General features: G+C 40.9%; 20 protein-coding genes. All 20 read right to left on the bottom strand.

Annotated features, from left to right (window positions below; translation table 11 throughout):
• Positions 1-31 precede the first annotated feature (31 nt).
• Positions 32-3,220, bottom strand: coding sequence for a carbamoyl-phosphate synthase large subunit (gene carB / locus JOC54_RS03870; protein ID WP_204464598.1), 3,189 nt, complete (start codon positions 3,218-3,220; stop codon positions 32-34).
• A gap of 26 nt (positions 3,221-3,246) precedes the next feature.
• Positions 3,247-4,332 carry a carbamoyl phosphate synthase small subunit gene (locus JOC54_RS03865; protein ID WP_204464596.1) on the bottom strand — a complete coding sequence of 362 codons (1,086 nt, stop codon included), beginning with the start codon at positions 4,330-4,332 and terminating at the stop codon, positions 3,247-3,249.
• Complete coding sequence (gene pyrC / locus JOC54_RS03860; RefSeq protein WP_204464591.1) at positions 4,325-5,608, bottom strand: dihydroorotase; 1,284 nt, start codon at positions 5,606-5,608, stop codon at positions 4,325-4,327. The genes JOC54_RS03865 and pyrC overlap by 8 nt, the downstream gene beginning before the upstream one ends.
• 24 nt (positions 5,609-5,632) lie before the next feature.
• A complete protein-coding gene (locus JOC54_RS03855; protein WP_239586568.1) occupies positions 5,633-6,538 on the bottom strand; it encodes an aspartate carbamoyltransferase catalytic subunit in 906 nt (301 codons plus the stop codon).
• 32 nt (positions 6,539-6,570) lie between these two features.
• Positions 6,571-7,884: a solute carrier family 23 protein gene (locus JOC54_RS03850; RefSeq protein WP_204464589.1), complete on the bottom strand. Its 1,314-nt coding sequence runs from the start codon at positions 7,882-7,884 to the stop codon at positions 6,571-6,573.
• 143 nt (positions 7,885-8,027) lie between these two features.
• Positions 8,028-8,549, bottom strand: a complete 522-nt coding sequence (gene pyrR / locus JOC54_RS03845) for a bifunctional pyr operon transcriptional regulator/uracil phosphoribosyltransferase PyrR (protein ID WP_157683985.1) — start codon at positions 8,547-8,549, stop codon at positions 8,028-8,030.
• 171 nt (positions 8,550-8,720) lie between these two features.
• Positions 8,721-9,629, bottom strand: coding sequence for an RluA family pseudouridine synthase (locus JOC54_RS03840; protein ID WP_035421800.1), 909 nt, complete (start codon positions 9,627-9,629; stop codon positions 8,721-8,723).
• Entirely contained in the window at positions 9,630-10,085 is a 456-nt protein-coding gene (lspA, locus tag JOC54_RS03835; RefSeq protein ID WP_035421797.1) for a signal peptidase II, read from the bottom strand. It abuts the gene before it with no gap.
• Positions 10,086-10,178: 93 nt separating this feature from the next.
• Positions 10,179-10,817 (bottom strand): TraR/DksA C4-type zinc finger protein, encoded by a 639-nt coding sequence (locus JOC54_RS03830; protein WP_204464587.1) that lies wholly within the window; start codon positions 10,815-10,817, stop codon positions 10,179-10,181.
• A gap of 123 nt (positions 10,818-10,940) precedes the next feature.
• Positions 10,941-11,453 carry a DivIVA domain-containing protein gene (locus JOC54_RS03825; RefSeq protein WP_035421794.1) on the bottom strand — a complete coding sequence of 171 codons (513 nt, stop codon included), beginning with the start codon at positions 11,451-11,453 and terminating at the stop codon, positions 10,941-10,943.
• A 116-nt stretch (positions 11,454-11,569) separates the two neighbouring features.
• Complete coding sequence (locus tag JOC54_RS03820; protein WP_239586567.1) at positions 11,570-12,337, bottom strand: YlmH family RNA-binding protein; 768 nt, start codon at positions 12,335-12,337, stop codon at positions 11,570-11,572.
• A gap of 3 nt (positions 12,338-12,340) precedes the next feature.
• Positions 12,341-12,625 carry a YggT family protein gene (locus JOC54_RS03815; RefSeq protein ID WP_054792316.1) on the bottom strand — a complete coding sequence of 95 codons (285 nt, stop codon included), beginning with the start codon at positions 12,623-12,625 and terminating at the stop codon, positions 12,341-12,343.
• Positions 12,626-12,654: 29 nt separating this feature from the next.
• Positions 12,655-13,095: a cell division protein SepF gene (locus JOC54_RS03810; protein ID WP_035421791.1), complete on the bottom strand. Its 441-nt coding sequence runs from the start codon at positions 13,093-13,095 to the stop codon at positions 12,655-12,657.
• 12 nt (positions 13,096-13,107) lie between these two features.
• Positions 13,108-13,812 carry a YggS family pyridoxal phosphate-dependent enzyme gene (locus tag JOC54_RS03805; RefSeq protein WP_239586566.1) on the bottom strand — a complete coding sequence of 235 codons (705 nt, stop codon included), beginning with the start codon at positions 13,810-13,812 and terminating at the stop codon, positions 13,108-13,110.
• A gap of 1 nt (position 13,813) precedes the next feature.
• Positions 13,814-14,641: a peptidoglycan editing factor PgeF gene (pgeF, locus tag JOC54_RS03800; RefSeq protein WP_204464578.1), complete on the bottom strand. Its 828-nt coding sequence runs from the start codon at positions 14,639-14,641 to the stop codon at positions 13,814-13,816.
• Positions 14,642-14,724: 83 nt separating this feature from the next.
• Positions 14,725-15,015 (bottom strand): YlmC/YmxH family sporulation protein, encoded by a 291-nt coding sequence (locus tag JOC54_RS03795; protein ID WP_204464568.1) that lies wholly within the window; start codon positions 15,013-15,015, stop codon positions 14,725-14,727.
• A 100-nt stretch (positions 15,016-15,115) separates the two neighbouring features.
• Positions 15,116-15,901, bottom strand: a complete 786-nt coding sequence (gene sigG / locus JOC54_RS03790) for an RNA polymerase sporulation sigma factor SigG (protein ID WP_035421787.1) — start codon at positions 15,899-15,901, stop codon at positions 15,116-15,118.
• A gap of 174 nt (positions 15,902-16,075) precedes the next feature.
• The gene (gene sigE / locus JOC54_RS03785; protein WP_035421784.1) at positions 16,076-16,789 is read right to left on the bottom strand and encodes an RNA polymerase sporulation sigma factor SigE; all 714 of its coding nucleotides are present in this window, start codon (positions 16,787-16,789) and stop codon (positions 16,076-16,078) included.
• A gap of 19 nt (positions 16,790-16,808) precedes the next feature.
• Positions 16,809-17,702 carry a sigma-E processing peptidase SpoIIGA gene (gene spoIIGA, locus JOC54_RS03780; RefSeq protein WP_204464565.1) on the bottom strand — a complete coding sequence of 298 codons (894 nt, stop codon included), beginning with the start codon at positions 17,700-17,702 and terminating at the stop codon, positions 16,809-16,811.
• Positions 17,703-17,951: 249 nt separating this feature from the next.
• On the bottom strand, positions 17,952-19,076 hold the full coding sequence (ftsZ, locus tag JOC54_RS03775) for a cell division protein FtsZ (RefSeq protein ID WP_035421783.1): 1,125 nt from the start codon (positions 19,074-19,076) through the stop codon (positions 17,952-17,954).
• Between the last annotated feature and the right edge of the window lie 9 nt (positions 19,077-19,085).

The following is a 19,085-nucleotide window of genomic DNA, read 5'->3' as shown; positions in this document are numbered from 1 at the left end:
CCACAAGCATCTGCTGTGACTCGTATTGGTTTTACACATGTTGTGGCATGCTTTCTGTTGCGAATGTAATGGATTCAAGCACACTCAAAAGCGCAGCAGCTGTATCAATTGACGTTAAACAGACAACTCCATTTTCAACGGACTCGCGACGAATTCGGAATCCATCTCTTGCCGGTTGCTTTCCTCTTGTTAATGTATTGATAACAAACTGCGCTTCTCCTTGGCGAATGGTATCCAATAGATGCGGTTCTCCTTCATTGATCTTTTTCACAACTTTTGCTGGTACACCTGCATCAGCTAGCACTTGGGCCGTCCCTGATGTAGCCATAATGCTGTAGCCGATGCTATGAAAACGCTTCGCAATCGTGATTGACTCAGCCTTGTCTTTATCTGCGACCGTAAACAATACTGAACCATGGGTTGGAATATTCATTCCTGAAGCAACGAGGCCTTTATAGAGAGCCTTTTCTAGCGTTTTGTCACGCCCCATTACTTCACCTGTCGATTTCATTTCCGGTCCGAGTGAAATGTCTACTCTACGTAGCTTCGCGAACGAGAATACCGGAACTTTCACAGACACTTCGTCTCCTTCTGGATGATAGCCAGATCCGTAACCAAGAGAAGCAAGAGATTCTCCGAGCATCACACGAGTCGCCACGTTTGCCATCGGTACGCCGGTAATTTTACTTAAGAATGGAACCGTTCGGCTTGAGCGTGGGTTGACTTCAAGTACGTATACTTCATCACCATGCCATACGAATTGGATATTAAGCAGTCCAATAATTTGTAACCCTTTAGCAATTTTTGTTGTCCGCTCAATTAAACGCTGCTTCAGCTCTTCCGGAACCGTTTGCGGTGGGTATACAGCAATTGAATCCCCAGAGTGAACGCCAGCGCGCTCAATATGTTCCATAATGCCAGGTATATACACATCTTTTCCATCGCTAATTGCGTCCACTTCAAGCTCTTTCCCTGTTAAATAACGGTCGATTAAAACAGGGTGCTTCGGATTGACCTTGACCGCAGATTTCATGTAACGTAAGAGCTCTTCTTCATGATACACAATTTCCATCGCTCGCCCGCCAAGTACATAAGAAGGTCGGACCAAGACTGGATACCCGATCTCTGTCGCAATCACAACAGCGCCATCAACCGAAGTTGCTGTTTTTCCTAACGGTTGTGGAATATCAAGCTCCATTAGCGTTTGTTCGAATTTATCTCGATTTTCCGCACGATCCATATCTTCAAGCTGCGTTCCAATAATCGTGACGCCTCTTGCTACTAATTCATCCGCTAGGTTAATCGCCGTTTGCCCACCAAACTGGACAATAACCCCTTTTGGTTGCTCTAGTTGAATGACATTCATCACATCTTCAATCGTCAATGGTTCAAAATAAAGCTTGTCAGAAGTGGAAAAGTCAGTAGACACGGTTTCAGGATTGTTATTCATAATAATCGCTTCATAACCAGCTTCTTTTATCGCCCAGACAGTGTGAACCGTAGCGTAATCAAACTCAATTCCTTGGCCGATACGAATCGGTCCTGAACCAAGTACCAAGATGCTTTCTTCATCGGTTCTCACTGATTCATTTTCTTGCTCATAGGAGCTGTAAAAATAAGGTGTTGGAGAGGCGAACTCCGCTGCGCATGTATCAACCATTTTGAATACCGGCTTAATTCCAGCAGCTTGTCTTAATTCATATACGGATTGCTCTTCTGTCTCCCAAACCTTACTAATATACGTGTCAGAAAAACCCGACTGCTTTAGTTTTCTTAAAACCGTTTCATCAGTACGCGCGTCAATCAACTGATCTTCTAAGGCAACGATTCGTGCGAGCTTCTGCAAAAAGAAGCGGTCAATCTTTGTTACTTCATGAATCTCATCGACGCTCACTTGTTTGCGCAGTAACGCCCCGATCGCAAACAGTCGTTCATCGTCAGCTTTAGCAATTTTTTCGAGTAGTTCAGCCGAATCTTTTTCTTCTAGGTTTTCATCATACAGGTGATCATAACCAGCTTCGAGCGATCGAATCGCTTTTAACAGCGACTCTTCAAGCGACCGTCCAATTGCCATGACTTCCCCAGTTGCCTTCATCTGCGTTCCTAACTTTCGATTTGCCGATTCGAATTTATCAAAAGGCCAACGTGGGATCTTTGAAACAACATAATCAAGCGCGGGTTCAAAGCTTGCATAGGTCGTTTCCGTAACTGGGTTTTTCAACTCATCCAACTGGTAGCCAACAGCGATCTTCGCTGCAATTTTCGCAATCGGATAACCCGTTGCTTTCGAAGCTAGTGCAGAAGAGCGACTAACTCTCGGGTTCACTTCAATGATGTAGTATTGATCACTATCTGCATCGAGGGCAAACTGGACGTTACAGCCACCTTCAATTCCAAGCGCACGGATAATGGAAAGTGATGAATTCCGTAACATTTGATAATCTCGATCAGACAATGTTTGGCTTGGTGCAAATACAATTGAGTCACCCGTATGAACGCCAACTGGATCAAAATTTTCCATGTTACAAACAACGATTGCTTCGTCTTTTGCATCACGCATGACTTCATACTCCACTTCTTTAAAACCAGCAATGCTTTTCTCAACAAGGCATTGTGTCACAGGACTATATTTTAGCCCACTGGCGACAATCTCTGTTAAATCTTCATCATTGTATGCAATACCGCCACCAGTTCCCCCTAGTGTATATGCAGGGCGAATAATGACCGGGTAGCCAATTCGATTAACAAATGCTACAGCCTCTTCATGCGTATGTACAATTTCACTTTCAGGAACAGGCTCTCCTAACAAATTCATTAATGCACGGAATTGCTCTCTGTCCTCGGCTTGTTCAATTGCGCTTAGCTTCGTTCCCAAGAGTTCAATTTCATATTGATCCAGGATGCCTGCTTGCTTTAATTCCATCGCCATATTTAGCCCTGTTTGACCACCGAGCGTCGGTAACAAACCATCTGGTCTTTCTTTACGAATAATTCGAGTGACGAAATCGAGCGTTATTGGCTCAATGTAGACGCGATCAGCCATGGATGTATCAGTCATAATTGTTGCAGGGTTTGAGTTAATTAAAATAACTTCATACCCCTCTTCTTTTAAGGCCTGACACGCTTGTGTACCTGCATAATCAAATTCTGCAGCCTGACCAATTACAATTGGACCAGAACCAATCACTAGTATTTTGCGTAAATCTGTCCGTTTTGGCATGCTCACACTCTCCCCATTGTTCTCTTTTATGCAAGAACTTTCTTTTTCGCTTCTTTCATCATTTCGATAAATTGATCAAACAAATGATTGGCATCATGTGGTCCAGGAGAGGCTTCAGGATGATACTGGACGCTGAAAGCATCAAGCTGCTTATGACGAAGTCCTTCCACTGTTCCATCATTAACCGCCTCATGAGTTAACTCAAGCTCAGTTGTCGCTAATGAATCAAGGTCGACGGTATAGCCATGATTTTGAGCGGTTATGTCAATTCTCCCAGTAGCGATTTCTCTAACTGGATGATTGGACCCCCGGTGGCCAAACGTTAATTTGCTCGTCGTTGCACCACTTGCCAATGCCAACAGCTGATGTCCTAGACAAATTCCAAATAACGGGATCTCATCAATGACGTCTTTAACCGTAGCAATGGTCTCAGGAACATCTTCAGGATTTCCTGGTCCATTCGAGACGAGAATTCCATCTACACCTAGACGCTTAATTTCGTCAGCGCTCGTATTATACGGAACAACGACAACATCACACTGACGTTCAATTAATGACTGCAAAATCCCATGCTTCATGCCACAATCAATTAAGGCCACTCGCATCCCTTTTCCAGGGACATGATACGCTGTATTAACAGAAACTCTGGAGACTTGGTTGGTTTTTAATGGTGCGTCATTCAACCGCTCAATAACGTCAGCTGGATCTACATCCAATGCACAGATACAACCTTTAAGCGTACCGTGTGCACGAATTTTGCGCGTGAGCATCCGTGTATCAATTCCTGCTAGCCCTGGGATGTTTTTTGCGACAAGCAAATCATGTAATGATTCTTGTTCGCGCCAATGACTGGGTTGGTGTTCAACCTCTTTTACTATTAATCCGGCAACTGCAGGATTTAGAGACTCAAAATCATCGCGATTAATGCCGTAGTTACCAATTAGAGGATACGTTAACATGACGATCTGATCACAGTATGACGGATCCGATAAGATCTCTTGATAACCGGTCATGCCCGTATTAAAAACGACTTCACCACTAATCGTCACATCAGCTCCAAATCCTTCGCCTCTAAATACCGTTCCGTCTGCAAGTATTAGCTGTTTATCCATTAATGATTCTCTCCTTTGAAAACACGGTTTTTCCGGCAACAATTGTGGACATTGGAACACCAGTACATGTCCAGCCAGCAAACGGTGTATTTCGTCCTTTAGAATGGAATGTTCCTGGATCGATTGTTTCCGTTGCATTTAAATCGATTAGCGTAATGTCTGCTTGGGCTCCATGACCCAGTGTTCCGGATTCTAACCCAAACGTTTCTGCCGGTTTAATCGTTAACCAGTCAAGCAATTGTTTAAGCGTAAAGCGGTTTGTTTTCACAAAATGTGTATATAAAAGTGGGAAAGCTGTTTCTAATCCGACAATACCGAATGGTGCCAAATCAATTGACGTGGCTTTTTCTTCTGCTGTATGTGGTGCATGGTCGGTTGCAATGAAATCGATCGTTCCATCTAACAAGCCCTCAATGAGAGCTTCTCGATCATCTTTACCTCTTAAAGGTGGATTCATTTTATAATTCGTATCTTGACCTTCAATATCGTCTTCACACAAGAGTAAGTGATGCGGTGTTACTTCAGCAGTGACATGAATGCCCGCTTTTTTCGCATCTCTGATGACTCGGACAGACTCTTTAGTTGACACGTGGCAAACATGATAATGAGCACCAGCGGCTTCAGCTAGCAAAACGTCCCGCGCAATATGAACCGACTCGCACACGGATGGAATGCCATTCAACCCTTGCGATTCTGCATAATGACCTTGATGCACAGAACCTTTGTTAATTAAAGAATTGTCTTCACAATGGGCAACTATCGCCATATCATGCTTTGCTGCTTCTTTCATCGCCGCGAGCATCGTTCCCGCTTCTTGAACACCAACCCCGTCATCGGTAAACGCAAAGGCCCCTGCCGCTTTTAGCGCTTGAAAGTCTACAAGCTCTTTACCCAATTGTCTTGTTGTTATGGACGCGTAAGGAAGAACATTTACAACGGCTCGCTCTTCTAGGCGATTTACCATTTCACTCATTTGTTCAGCATTATCTGGTACTGGACGCGTATTCGGCATGGCAGCAACAGTCGTGAATCCACCTCGAGCAGCAGCCAATGTGCCTGTTTCAATCGTTTCTTTCTTTTCGCCGCCTGGTTCTCGTAGGTGAATATGGAGATCAACAAATCCTGGACTAATTAAGAGGCCCTTTGCGTCAATGGTCTCTGTTACCTCTGATTCAGTAACATGATCATTTAATTTCCCATCTTTTATATAGACATTTTTCCGTATTTGTTCTCCGTCATGCGTTAACACAAATCCATTTTCAATTTTAATAACCATTCGTAAATCGCCTCCAAGAATGAATTAAGCTTCTAATGCTTTTTTTAGAACAGCCATGCGTACAGCTACGCCATTAGCACTTTGTTTATAAATCCGTGAGCGTGCACATTCTACAAGTTCACTCGCTATTTCCACATCGCGATTTACTGGGGCTGGATGCATAATAATACTTGATCGTGGCATGAGAGCCTCGCGCTCTCTCGTTAATCCATATGATTGGTGATACATTTCTTTTGAAAAAGAATCCCTTTGACTATGGCGCTCGTGCTGAACGCGCAGCAGCATCACAATATCAGCATGTCTCGCTGCTTCATCAATGGAGATGTAGCGGTATGATTGGTGAAAATCCCCCATCCATTCTCTTGGACCAGCAATTGTGACAATCGCACCTAACCTAGTTAAAATATCAGCATTTGAACGCGCAACCCGACTATGATGCAAATCACCAACAATCGTCACTGCTAACCCTTGAAACAGACCAAATTCTTGCTTAATCGTTAACAAATCAAGCAGGGATTGGGTTGGGTGATTTCCACAACCATCTCCAGCATTGATTATTGGTATTGAAATGTTTTTTAACTCATTAAAGAAGGCATCTTGAGAGTGACGGATAACTAGCGCATCTGCTCCAATTGATTCCAATGTACGCGCTGTGTCATAAAGGCTTTCTCCTTTTTTTATACTTGAGTGATCGCCATCAAATTGGAGAATTTCAAGTCCCAATTTACGTTCAGCAATTTCAAAACTAAAGCGCGTTCTCGTACTAGCTTCAAAAAAAAGATTTGCGACAAAGGATTGTGTTTTCGGCTTCCACTTGTCACCTTTTGAAAACGCCTCTGCTTGATCAAGCAACTGTTGTACATCCCTCACGCTCAGTTCACTCATTGTATGAAGCCCAACTGGTCGCGTTTGAAACATATGCACACCCATATGATCTGCCTCCTTAAAATTGAATACGATGTTTAGTTTATCTTTTCGTCAAACATTTCATTGTTTCCATAACTGACTTTACGATTAGGTAAGATTCCATGAAGAAGCAAACCAATAATTGTCGCTAACGACATTCCGGCAATTTCAAACCCTGGTAAGCGTACAATGGCACCACCAATTCCAATCACTAGAATAATTGATGCGATGACCATGTTGCGTTTCTCCCCCATATCAATTCGGTTATCAACTAGCATCCGCACACCAGCTGAAGCGATGATTCCGAATAAGAGAATTGAGATGCCGCCCATCACTGCTACAGGTATTGAGTCAATCACCGCAGCAATTTTACCAACAAAGGAGAAGATAATGGCTAACACGGCAGCTCCCGCTACAACAAACACACTGAACACTCGTGTTATGGCAACAACACCTACATTTTCACCATAGGTGGTATTTGGAGGTCCTCCAATGGATGCTGCAATCATTGTCGCAATTCCATCCCCCATTACCGTTCTGTGCATACCTGGCTTTTCTAGAAAGTTCTTACCTGCTACTTTGCTTAACACCATTAATTGACCTGTATGTTCAGCTAGTGTAACTAAAGCAACAGGTGCCATAATCGCCACAATCGCCCAGTTCACACTTGGTGTATAGGTTACAAATGGTACGATCAGTTCAGGCGAGGCGATCCAGCTTGCTTCTCGTATAGGAGAGAGATCAATTAAGCCTTGCCATAGTGCAAATCCATAACCGGCAAGCAGTCCTAGCAAAATTGGTATTAAGTTAAGAAACCCCTTAAAGTACATCGTCGCAATGACCGCCACACCAAGTGTTATCCCTGCTGTTGCAATGTGGATCAAACTGTATACTGGATCTTCACCAGTTGGCGTACCAGGTAAGTACATGGCATTGTTAATGGCGGTTGTTGCCAAACTAAGACCAATGACCATGATAACAGGACCAACAACAACTGGCGGAAGAACTTTTGTTATCCAGCCTGTTCCTGCCCCTTTTATGATTAGCGCAACAATCCCATAAATTAGTCCGGCAAAGAAACTTCCGATCATCGCTCCCTCAACACCGCCTAGTGCTTGTGCGGATATAATCGGAGTTATAAACGCGAATGATGATCCAAGATAAGCTGGTACCTGACCTTTTGTAACTAAGATGAATGCCAGCGTCCCGAGACCGCTTGATAAAAGCGCGGTTGCCGGACTCATATCTACTAAGAACGGTACAAGTACCGTCGCACCGAACATGGCGCATAAATGTTGCAGGCTAAAAAAGAGCCATTGATCTGCGCGTGGTATTTCTTTGATGCCTAATCTCATGTTTGTTTGGTTCATTCTTTCTGCTCCTTTTGTTCAAATTCCCGATAAAAAAAGCCTTCTGCGTCAACAGAAGGCGGCAAGAAAGAAGCAGAAGGTACACGTAGGTCCTTTGCATTCTCTCCTCTTGCCAGCCTCTCTGGACTGTTTTTAAAGAGGATTTATTGTATTGTTACTTCATCTTTGTGATCTACTTCCACAAGTTGTGCTGAGATCCGTTCTTTTTTAGACGTTGGTACGTTTTTTCCAACATAGTCAGGTCGTATAGGTAACTCACGGTGTCCTCTGTCTACTAGAACAGCTAGCTGAATTAACGCAGGTCGACCAAGATCAATTAATGCGTCTAACGCAGAGCGGACGGTGCGCCCTGTATACAATACGTCATCGACTAGAATAACGGTTCGTCCATTAATATCAACTGGAATATCCGTTCCTTGTAAAACAGGATCACCTTGACTAGATTTTGGCGTTAGGTCATCGCGATACATCGTGATATCAACTTCACCAACTGGGATAGTTTGACCTTCAATTTCTTTGATTCGCATCGCTAAACGATTTGCCAGATAAATACCTCTTGTCTTAATTCCAACAAGAACACAATTTTCTACGCCTTTATTCCGCTCAATCACTTCGTGAGACATGCGGGTAATAGCTCGCCTTATCGCATCTTCGTCTAATATCATTCGTGACAAATGAGGTCCCTCCTTACAAAAAAATCCCTAACTGTCCAGTAAGAGGGCAGTTAGGGATTTGGGCATAGCTAACCCATTTCTCCGACTCCTTGATAGCCTCTCTGGACCACTCTTAAAGGACGTTTTATTCTTTCTTCATTATGCTTGTTCCCGCGGTTTTTGTCAATGCGAATCTCTTAATTCATCTAGCAAGCGTTGCATATCAGCTGGAACCGGTGCTGTAAAAGCCATTTTCTCCTCAGATCTAGGATGAACAAATGTTAAGGTTTCCGCATGTAAAGCTTGTCCGGATATATCAAGCGTGCGTTTTGGACCGTATTTTGGATCACCAGCAATTGGGTGCTCAATATAATTAAAATGAACGCGTAATTGATGCGTTCTTCCCGTTTCGAGTTCACACGTCACGTAGCTATATTCGTTAAACGTTTCTTCTAAGGTAAAATGAGTAACGGCAGCCTTACTGTTCATATGAGTGACGGCCATTTTTTGTCTATCTTTTTGATCGCGTCCAATAGGAGCATCAATCGTCCCCTTTGTATGCGATAAAACACCGTGAACGATGGCTTTGTATTGCCGCCCAGTTGTTTTATCTTTTAGCTGCTTCGATAACTGTTCATGTGCATGGTCATTTTTAGCAGCCATAATTAAGCCTGATGTATCTTTATCAATACGGTGAACTATACCCGGACGAATCTCACCGTTAATTCCAGACAAGTCCTTGCAGTGAAACAACAAAGCATGAACCAGTGTCCCCGTGTAATGTCCAGGGGCAGGATGAACAACCATCCCTCTCGGTTTATTAACGACAATGACATCCGAGTCTTCGTATACAACGGTTAATGGAATGTTTTCAGGTTTAATTTCAATTTCTTCTGGCGCAGGCTCATCAAGTTCAATTTGATCGCCTTGCTGTACTTTATAATTTGATTTCACAACATGTCCATTCACGGTAACAGCACCATCATTGATCCATTTTTGCACATGCGTTCGTGACGCCTGCTCGTGCAGTGCGACAATTAGTTTATCAATACGCTCATTTTTTTGTGTTTCTTCTACTACCCATGACTCCATTTAATTGTTGCTCCTTTTTTCTCGTCTAGCTTCTAAAAGTAAGTTAATAATAAACAATCCAACACCAATCGTTAAAGCGGAGTCCGCAATATTAAAGATCGGGAAATTTCCAAATGTATCAATAAAATCGACCACTTCTTGCCTAAATACACGATCAATAAAGTTTCCAATCGCTCCTCCTAAAACAAGTCCCAGTGCCCATTTTAACAACGTATGATTTCTCGCCTCTGTCTGTATTAAATAAATAATGACACCGACCATAACGATGGTAATAATATAAAATAACCACATCTGACCTTGTAAAATTCCGAAAGCAGCACCGCTGTTACGATGCGAGAAAATCGACAATACGTTTTCAATCACCGTTATACTTTCACCAATCATCATATTATCGACAACAAGCCATTTTGTCCATTGGTCAAACGCAATAATGATTAATGCTATTATGTATGCCATTCTATATCCTCCAGTTTAGATTATGCTAAGTGTAGCATATATCTTGGCAAAAGTCCCTGTCGATAACGTGAAATAACGCCCAACGATTAGGCGTTATTTTTCACTTTCCCGATAAGATTTATAATGTTCATTTTGTTCAATACGGACACTATCAGGGCCATGGTAGCCGTCAATTCCCGTAGAAAGAAACCCTTCAAATGCTTCGACACCATTGGAACCGTATAAATCTGTATCTCCCGTTTCTTCATCGTATTCTGGTGAAGTATCATTAAAGCGGGCAACCATTTGGTAAGCATCTTCACCATCAAATTCAGTCTCATTCTCTTTGTCGTCGTCTGTATACTGTTCAAATCCTTTAAGGACATCTTCCTCTACTGGACGATACTCTTCAAATTTAGGCTCAGCCCCCATAACAGTTCGTGCTGTAGGGTTTGCAAGAAGTCGCTCAACAGGTATGGCCTGTCCGGTTTGTTCACATATGCCATAAGTGCCACGTTCGAGTTTTTCTAAAGCGTTCATTGTCTCATTTAATTCTACTTTAACATGGTCATGCAGTGCTTGATCTTTTTCACGGTCAAATAAGTCTGTAGCGTTGTCAGCTGGATGATTATCATATTGAGATAACTCTTGTGAACCATGATCAGCCGTATGCTGATACCAGTCCATTTGTTTTTCTAATTCATGTTTACGATTTTGTAGGTCATTTTTCAATTGTTTAAGTGGTAATTTCATGCTCTTCCCCCTTTAATACTTATAGGATGACCATTTTATTATTTTTTGCTCTTGAAAATCTAACCAACAAAAAAGCCGTTCGGATTCTGAACGGCTTTTAGCGAAATGATGGTTTCCACAGTTTTATGAGTTTTGCTCATGTTCCTTTAATAATTCTTCTTCATCAAATTCTTCACTGCCTGCAAACTGCTCCCAATCATCAGTCTGGAGCATTTCCATTTGCGCTTCAATTAACATTTTAAAGCGCATTTTGTAAACAGAAGCTTGCTTCTTAAGCTCTTCCATTTCCATCATCACTTTACGTGATTTGGTTAATGCTTCATTTACGATGCGATTTGCATTTTTCTCTGATTCTTTAATGATCAGCTGTGCTTCTTTTTGCGCATTTCCACGAAGATCATCAGCTGCTTCTTGTGCAACAAGAATCGATTTATTTAGCGTCTCTTCAATATTGTTAAAATGAGCAAGTTTTTCATCAAGTGAATTTACTTGTTCAAATAACTCTTTCTTTTCTCTAAGTGCAGCTTCATAATCTTTAATAATTTGATCCAAAAATTCGTTTACTTCGTCTTCATCATAACCGCGAAATGAGCGGGTAAATTCTTTATTGTGAATATCTAACGGCGTTAAAGGCAACGCAGCCACCTCCAAAACATACTTTTAGTCACTTCTCTATTCATTCGACACTAATACAGAAATTCCTGCTAAAAAACAAGACAAAGCAACAAATTTCGCAAAAACCACGATCCTTATTACTGTTTTCTTCCAACAGTAACTTTTAATTTATCCTTTTTCGTCGTGCCATTTATAGTTATTATTTTTCCTCTGCCATATCCACGTAATGATAAATAGTCATTTGCGTCCAGGCGAAATGCTGTGTTTTCAGTTTTTTTCCAGTTCACTTTAACAAGCCCTTTTACAATTGCCTCTGCCGCTTTACCTCTTGATAAACCATAAACAGTAGCAATAACCGAATCAAGCCTTAATGACGAAAGCAGAATTTCTGTTTCAGTCCAATCTTCTTCAGTCATAACGAACTGATCCATTTCTTCAAATTGAACCGACGTTCTGCCAACTTGTTCAAGCGACATTCGAACATAGGTTGCGCTATTATCCGTACAAGCAATTAAAAAATAGTTATCATGAATGGCAATGTCTCCAAACTTTTCTCGCTTTAAGCCAGTGTTCATAAGTGCACCAAGAACGTCTCGATGTGCGAGACTTGTAAATTTACTTGAGTATGAGGCTTTCAAGAAGGTCATGTTCCACTCAACCGGTTCATCATTTAGGTAAGCAGGACGAATGGATGCTCTCTTTCGCTCACATCCATCCGCCCCTCCATAAAACTGTAGCTCACAAGCGTCATCTTTTCCAATGATAGCGACTAGAATATCCTGCTGACGTGGATCAAGAAAATCTGTCAGCTTTGTTTGGTGATACATCGTTACCTGTTCATAAACAGTCTTCATTTGATCAATAAACGAATGTTCCTCGGGTCTGAAATGTTCATACATTGACATCTTTTAAAACAACCAGTTAAGAACCATGTTCTGTAAACTAATTAGTCCAGTTCCCGCAAACCGTAATAATAGAATTGCGATTAACGGAGATAAGTCAATCATTCCAATTGGAGGGATGAAGCTACGGAAAATTTCTAAGTACGGTTCAACCAACTTACCGAGCATCTCCCCAAAAGCAGAATCACGTCCACCCACAAACGACATGATAATGTAAATAAAAATCGCGATCGTATATAGCGTTAGTGCATACCTAAGCAATGTAAAAAGAAAAACGACTAACTCTTCCATCTAACTTTTCTTCACCCACTTTCAGTTAATCAAAATTGATTTGCCAAGTCACTAATTGAACCTGTAATTTCCACATTATCAGGTGTACAAAGGAAAATACTAGGTCCTAGTTTTTGAATGTCTCCACCAATAGCATAAACCGTTCCACTTAAAAAATCCACCACTCGTAGCGCTTGTTCTCGATCAATTCGTTGCAAGTTAATAACAACCGCTTTACGATTTTTTAAATGATCAGCGATATCTTGGGTTTCTTCGTAAGAGCGAGGTTCAATTAACAACATTTTGGCGTTTTTTTGAACGCTTTTTAAACTAACGACATTTTGGCTTTGATCTTTCGTATCAGCTGCTTTTTGCTGTGATTTCAAAGGTGGTCTCTCCTCCGTTTGATCAGGTTCTTCTACAAAGCGTTCGACTTCTTCAACATGATCATCTAAATTAAAGTAAGTTTTAAACTTCGACTTAAACCCCATTGATTTGCCTCCTCAACCAGACATTTTTTCATTGCCGACAAGAGATGTACCAATCCGGATAAATGTTGCTCCTTCTTCAATCGCCACTTCAAAGTCATTTGACATACCCATTGATAACTCTTTACAGGGTGCGTGACTCCAGCCCTCAAGCTGTACCTGATCTCTTAGTTGCCGCAATTGTTTAAAGATTGGTCTCGTTTGTTCTGGATTTTCTACAAAAGGAGCCATCGTCATTAAACCAACTATACGTAAGGAGCGATAGGTTTTTAGGTTTTCAATAAATGTCAAAACCTCATCTGGCTTTACACCACTCTTGCTCTCTTCACCAGACACATTCACTTGTACAAAACAGTTAATCAATTGTTCCTTTTCTTTAAAACGTTTGTCTAGCTCTTTTGCAAGGCTTGTCCGCTCAAGAGAGTGAATATAAGACAACTCTTCAGGTAGTTGCTTCACTTTTCTCGATTGAAGTGAGCCAATAAAGTGATACGTGGGTCTTACTCCAAGCGACTCCACTTTTTCTTGCAAACCTTCTAAGCGATTTTCGCCAATATCTTCAATACCTGCCGCTAACGCATTTTGAGCGGTTTCTACAGTCACATATTTCGTAACAGCAATTACTTTTACTTCCGAAAAATGACGGTTGCTTTTTTGGCAAGCTTCTTGTATTCGTGTACGTAGATACTCTAAGTTATTCGTTACTTGTTGTTGATCCAATTTATTCATCCTTCTTAAACCCGATCATGCTCATCATCCGTCCTGTTTTTCCTTGCGCTTGCCGATGCGAGAAAAAGGTATCATCCACAAAGGTACAAGCCTTCGTCATATGTATGTGTTCATTCAAAATGCCTTCATTTAATAAAAGCATTTGGTTCAATTTACGCAAATCAAGCAGATAATGACCTGGCCTTGTTTGCGTAAAAGGCTTTTCATTCATCAAAGGTAAAACAGACTCAACTTGATCAATGACAGGTTGATTGACTTCATAATGTTCTGGTGATATAGACGGACCAATCAATACATGCACATCGGCCGGTTTAATTCCATATTTGCTCTGCCACTCCAGCAGCATTGTTCGTCCAATTTGTTTAACAGTGCCTTGCCATCCCGCATGACAAACGCCAATTAACGAATGGCTATCCGCTACAAAATAAAGCGGAACACAGTCAGCATAAAGACTTGTTAGTAAAATTCCTCGTTCCCTTGTATAGAGCCCATCGGTTCCAGGTATGGCTGAATCGAGAGTCATTGCACCTTTCCCTTGATCGCTAGAGTGAACCTCAAGAACGTTCGCCCCATGAACTTGTTCCGATCCTACCCAAGCATGAAGTGGAAAACCACTATCATTCGCAATACGTGTTCGGTTTTCAACAACATCCGCTTCACTGTCATCCACATGAAGACCTAAATTAAGGGATTGGTATGGCGCTTGACTCACACCGCCATACCTTGTTGAAAAGCCAACAAACAGGTTAGGATCAATTGAAGCAAAAGCCGAACTGGTAAGTAAACGTTCGCTTGTTTGTTGCCACTGCCCTATCTTCAATTTCATTCCTCCTGTTTGCATACTCTTAATTCGTTCATTTTACCATAATCTCTTACAAGAAAGAAATGATTTCATCGATTTGCTCACTTTCTGACCACCGTTTCCGTACTAGTTGTACTTGCCGCTTTATATTGGTTCGGAAGTTCAACTAAAATAACATCAGAACCTATTTTAAGAATATTCTTCCACGGTATGACCGTTTCTTGAGCATCCCGTTGCCCGAGTAATTGCATCACCTTGCCATTATTTGCAATGATAATTGCTTCTATCTTCCCGGTATTTAAATTAATATCCAAATCATTTAGATTCCCTAAACGTTTACCATTCTCCATATTCACAATATCCTTAGCAGATAGTTCGGAAATTTTTATCATTGTAACCCTCCTCTTATTCGTTATTGCTACTATATGCGCTCTTTAACTAGAATATATGTACAGCAAAAAAGCCGTTCAACAATTGTTGACGGCCGCTCTTTCATGATTCAATATGTTTATTCATCTGCTGAATCGCACCTTTTTCTAATCGAGAAACTTGAGCTTGTGAAATCCCAATTTCATCAGCAACTTCCATTTGCGTTTTTCCTTGAAAAAAGCGCATATTTAATATCGTTTTCTCACGATCGTTTAGGCGAATCATCGCTTCTTTCAAAGCGATCTCCTCTACCCAATTCACATCTTTATTTCGCTCATCACTTATTTGATCCATCACAAAAATCGGGTCACCACCGTCATTATAAATCGGTTCAAATAAGGACACTGGATCTTGAATGGCATCTAAAGCAAATACGATGTCTTCTTTTGGAACATCTAGCACAGCCGCAATCTCTTGCACAGTTGGTTCTTTTTCTCGCTTTTTTTCTGCCATCATTTGATCACGTACCTGCAGTGCTTTATAAGCAATATCTCTTAAAGATCGCGAAACTCGAATTGGATTATTATCGCGTAAGTACCTTCTAATTTCACCAATAATCATTGGAACCGCATAGGTTGAAAATTTAACGTTTTGACCAAGGTCAAAATTGTCTATTGACTTCATCAAACCAATACATCCAACTTGAAACAAATCGTCTACGTTTTCTCCACGGTTGTTAAACCGTTGGATGACACTTAGCACAAGCCTTAAATTCCCGTTAACAAGGGTATCTCTAGCGGGTTCATAACCAGATTGTAACTGCGTAAATAGTTCACGCATTTCAAGGTTTTTTAACACAGGTAATTTGGACGTATCAACGCCACATATTTCTACTTTATTTCGAGTCAAATTCTTACCCCCTAGACGGAAGATGATGTCAAAAAAAGTATCTCCCTGGGAAAAATAATTTATGCACTCGTTTTTTTGAGAAATATGAAGTTTAAAGCGAGCAACCGTGTCACCACACAGTTACATCGCAAATAAAAATTTTTTTCAAAAAAAAGAAGAAGAGTCACCTCTTCTTCAGACCATTTTATTAAATTCCTTTTGCAGCCGCTTTATAATTCGTTTTTCCAACCTTGAAATATAAGATTGTGAAATTCCTAACATATCTGCAACATCTTTCTGTGTTTTTTCTTCTCGGCCTGTCAAACCAAACCGCAGCTCCATAATTTGTTTTTCACGACTAGAGAGTGTATGAAGTGCTTTGACCAATAGTTTCCGGTCGACCCGTTCTTCAATTCCTTTTGTAATAATGTCCTCATCTGTCCCAAGAACGTCTGATAACAATAACTCATTCCCATCCCAATCAATATTTAACGGTTCATCAAACGAAACTTCAGAGCGGGTTTTATTGTTTCTGCGTAAATACATGAGAATTTCGTTTTCAATACAGCGTGATGCATATGTAGCGAGTTTAATTTTCTTTTCTGGATTAAATGTATTTACAGCTTTAATAAGTCCAATCGTTCCAATGCTTATCAGATCTTCAATATTTATCCCTGTATTTTCAAATTTCCTTGCGATATAGACAACAAGCCTTAAGTTTCGTTCAATTAAGATGGAGCGGACTGCGTTATCTCCACTTGGAAGTTTACTTAGCAATTCTGCCTCTTCTTCTTTCGATAATGGCGGGGGCAACGCTTCACTACCGCCAATGTAGTAAACCTCGTCTTCTTTCAAGCCTAATTTTTTGAATAGTCGGTAGACAAATAGCTTCCATTTCATTTTTATCATTGTATAGATCCTCCCTTTTTTAACCTGCAGATTGAATGACTAACTGTGGATGAACAATACATTGAAAAGCATCTTCTGATGACAATTTTTCATCATATAGACCTAACAAAACATTCGTCACTTCAAAAGAAGCATCAGAATGCGTGATCGTAACTTGGTCTGGCTTAAGCGCTGCAATAAAACGATCGTTCTGTCCAATCGCCTTAAACGGAATAATTCTCACGCGATTCATTAATAGAGTCGACTCATCCTCTGCTGTAAACTTCATGATATCTTCTACTGCTTTCTTTCCAAAAAAAGGGTGAAGCAACGAAGCTTCAATAATCATAACCGGTGTTTTGGTAATCGGGTCTTTTAATTGATTGCCTGTATCCACTAATCCTGTCAAAGATAAAGTAGCACTAGCAATTTGAATCTGAACCTCTGCTAATTGTTCCGAATTCATTTTTTTGATTTGAAAGTGGTTTACTTGTTGCTTACTAAAAAGAAAGATAAGCGGGAAGCCAAGTACAACAAATAACCAGCTAATTGCACTTCCACCGAGACCATGCGCTGGCAAGAGCGACAACAAATCTACTTCTGTTTGAAAGAAGTAATGCATGGCAAACAACCCGCCGCCAGTAACAAAGGTAATAAAATAAAAGGCAAACAAGCTTTGGATAAAATAAGTAAAGCGTTTGTAACCAAAAGTGATATAAACAATTAGACATGAATAAAGTAACTTAACGAGTGGATTCATGAACAGGGTGACGTAGGGTGAAAACATAAAAAAAACAACGAGAGATGCAAAAAAGGCTCCACTGATAAGTCGAAATTGTTGAAGTTTTCGTCTTAGCAACAGTGCAGTGCCCGCCAGCAATAAGTAGTCAATGCTCACGTTAAGCAACCAGATTAAATCTAAATAAACCGTCATATCTGTTCCTCCTACACTGTTGAAATCCAGTATAGTAGATACAAGAAAGAAAGTCTGTCAGTTTCTGGCATAAACAAGCCTGTTATTTTGATAACTTTTAGCAAACACTGTCCCTTTTTATGTTTTCTTTTTATGCTTTAAAATGAAACGATTATTTGCCTATGATCTGCTATTTTTTACATAAAAATTTTTCTTTTAAACACAAAAAAACCTAGCAGTCTTTAGACCACTAGGTTGGTAGCTTTTCAATTAACGATTTCGACGGTTTCGTAGGAACGTCGGAATATCAAGTGTATCCGGTTGTTCTTCCGGTTGTTGCGGTTTCTGACGGGATTCATTTGAACGCTTCTGTTCATCTTGTTTCGGTGAAACTTGTTTTTGCGAAGCAGGACGACTCACGCCAGACGGCTTCTTTTCTCCTGATTCTTCAAAACCAGTTGCAATAACCGTTACAATGATTTCATCTTTTAAGTTCTCATTAATAACGGAGCCGAAAATCATGTTCACTTCTTCATCACATGCTTCAGAAACGATTTCAGCGGCTTCATGTACTTCATAAAGACTTAAATTCGCTCCACCAGTAATATTCATTAACACACCTTGAGCTCCGTCAACCGACGTTTCAAGAAGCGGACTTGAGATCGCTTTTTTGGCAGCTTCTGCAGCTCTGTTTTCACCAGTAGCAATACCAATTCCCATAAGCGCAGAGCCTTTTTCACTCATCACCGTTTTCACATCAGCAAAATCAAGGTTAATTAGACCTGGCGTTGCGATTAAATCAGAGATACCTTGTACACCTTGACGCAAGACATTATCTGCCTCGCGGAAAGCTTCAAGCATCGGTGTATTTTTATCAACAATTTCAAGTAAACGATCGTTTGGAATCACAATAAGCGTATCGACCTTTTCTTTTAATGCTCCAATACCTGAGATCGCTTGGTTTTGACGCTTACGGCCCTCAAAAGAGAAGGGACGTGTCACAACACCAACCGTAAGCGCGCCAAGTTCCTTTGCAACTTCGGCAATAACTGGGGCTGCTCCGGTACCCGTTCCGCCACCCATTCCAGCTGTAATAAAGACCATATCAGAACCAGCAAGAACTTCTTCTAACTGCTCTCTGCTTTCTTCCGCTGCTTTTTTACCTATATCTGGATTTGCTCCTGCGCCTAACCCTCTTGTTAACTTTCCACCTAACTGAAGCTTTTTTTCCGCTTTAGATAGATGAAGCGCTTGTGCATCCGTATTAACAGCAATAAATTCGACACCTTGAAGACCGTTCTCAATCATGCGATTTACCGCATTTGAGCCGCCGCCTCCAACACCTATTACTTTTATTTGAGCCAATTGCTCCATGTCCATTTCAAAATCAAACATTTCAAATCC

Source organism: Shouchella xiaoxiensis (assembly GCF_016907895.1).
Lineage (GTDB): Bacteria > Bacillota > Bacilli > Bacillales > Bacillaceae_D > Shouchella > Shouchella xiaoxiensis.
Note: the sequence above shows the minus strand (reverse complement) of the source record. Positions and strands in the feature narration are given on the sequence as shown.

Bases quoted from the DNA above. Each gene is read 5' to 3' on its own strand.
- spoIIGA (WP_204464565.1), bottom strand. From the start codon at position 17,702: ATGACGGTTTATTTAGATTTAATCTGGTTGCTTAACGTGAGCATTGAC.
- JOC54_RS03810 (WP_035421791.1), bottom strand. From the start codon at position 13,095: ATGGGGTTTAAGTCGAAGTTTAAAACTTACTTTAATTTAGATGATCAT.
- JOC54_RS03830 (WP_204464587.1), bottom strand. From the start codon at position 10,817: ATGAAATTACCACTTAAACAATTGAAAAATGACCTACAAAATCGTAAA.
- ftsZ (WP_035421783.1), bottom strand. From the start codon at position 19,076: ATGTTTGATTTTGAAATGGACATGGAGCAATTGGCTCAAATAAAAGTA.
- carB (WP_204464598.1), bottom strand. From the start codon at position 3,220: ATGCCAAAACGGACAGATTTACGCAAAATACTAGTGATTGGTTCTGGT.
- JOC54_RS03840 (WP_035421800.1), bottom strand. From the start codon at position 9,629: ATGGAGTCATGGGTAGTAGAAGAAACACAAAAAAATGAGCGTATTGAT.
- sigE (WP_035421784.1), bottom strand. From the start codon at position 16,789: ATGATAAAAATGAAATGGAAGCTATTTGTCTACCGACTATTCAAAAAA.
- JOC54_RS03850 (WP_204464589.1), bottom strand. From the start codon at position 7,884: ATGAACCAAACAAACATGAGATTAGGCATCAAAGAAATACCACGCGCA.
- JOC54_RS03865 (WP_204464596.1), bottom strand. From the start codon at position 4,332: ATGGATAAACAGCTAATACTTGCAGACGGAACGGTATTTAGAGGCGAA.
- JOC54_RS03795 (WP_204464568.1), bottom strand. From the start codon at position 15,015: ATGATAAAAATTTCCGAACTATCTGCTAAGGATATTGTGAATATGGAG.
- pyrR (WP_157683985.1), bottom strand. From the start codon at position 8,549: ATGATATTAGACGAAGATGCGATAAGGCGAGCTATTACCCGCATGTCT.
- pyrC (WP_204464591.1), bottom strand. From the start codon at position 5,608: ATGGTTATTAAAATTGAAAATGGATTTGTGTTAACGCATGACGGAGAA.
- JOC54_RS03815 (WP_054792316.1), bottom strand. From the start codon at position 12,625: ATGGAAGAGTTAGTCGTTTTTCTTTTTACATTGCTTAGGTATGCACTA.
- lspA (WP_035421797.1), bottom strand. From the start codon at position 10,085: ATGGCATACATAATAGCATTAATCATTATTGCGTTTGACCAATGGACA.
- JOC54_RS03820 (WP_239586567.1), bottom strand. From the start codon at position 12,337: ATGTCAATGTATGAACATTTCAGACCCGAGGAACATTCGTTTATTGAT.
- JOC54_RS03855 (WP_239586568.1), bottom strand. From the start codon at position 6,538: ATGGGTGTGCATATGTTTCAAACGCGACCAGTTGGGCTTCATACAATG.